The 737-nt window shown below is 73.1% G+C and carries 1 pseudogene; it reads right to left on the minus strand.

From position 1 onward, the window contains the following. Positions 1–217: 217 nt before the first annotated feature. Positions 218–737 (minus strand): annotated as a pseudogene (locus tag GT354_RS08605) (lysine N(6)-hydroxylase/L-ornithine N(5)-oxygenase family protein); the annotation flags it as partial.

Below are 737 nucleotides of genomic sequence, written 5' to 3' on the forward strand. Positions count from 1 at the left end.
TCGGGAGCGATCGTTCAGCGTCTTGGCGAAGTATCGACCTCGAAGGTTGCGAAGCTGACGCGCGCGATCGGCGTTCCCCTGGTCCTGCGATGAGCCAACAGTTTCCGCACTCACATTCGCCGGACTGGCCGGGGATGGCAGCCCGACGATGTGGCGCCGGACGGTCCACGGCCCGATGTCCTCGAACGCCGGGCAGGCGTGGGCTGACCGGCTGGGCTCAACCGCCGGAGCGGGAACGAGCGGCCAGGACCGCGGAGAGGCGGCGGGACGCGAAGTCGGTGCCGTGGACGAAGCGGAGCAGGGGGCCGAAGGTGGTGGCGGCGGGTGGGCCGGTGAGGTAGAGGCCCGGCACGGTGGTGGCCAGGGACGCGTCCAGGGTGGGCAGGCCGGCCGTCGTGTGGATGCGGCGGCGCAGGTGTGGGCTCAGGAAGTCGAGGGCGGACAGGGTCACCCGGTAGCCGGTCGCGGACAATACGTGGTCGGTGTGCATCTCGCGTTCGTAGCCGGTGGCGTCGCGGACCAGCAGCCGTACCCGGCCGTTCGGTTCGCGGCGCGCCCAGGTGACGGTGTGTCCGTCGCGGATCGCGACCCGGCCGTCCAGCCGATCGCGCAGCCACCACGCAGCGGACGGGCCCAGGATGCGCCGGGCCAAATCCGCCCGCACCCGCGCCGGCAACAGACGGAACGCGGCCGGGCCGTGCGCCGCCGCGGTGACCGACCACCCCGGGCCGAGCGGC

The sequence above is a fragment of the Streptomyces sp. SID3343 genome, assembly GCF_009865215.1.
Taxonomy (GTDB): domain Bacteria; phylum Actinomycetota; class Actinomycetes; order Streptomycetales; family Streptomycetaceae; genus Embleya.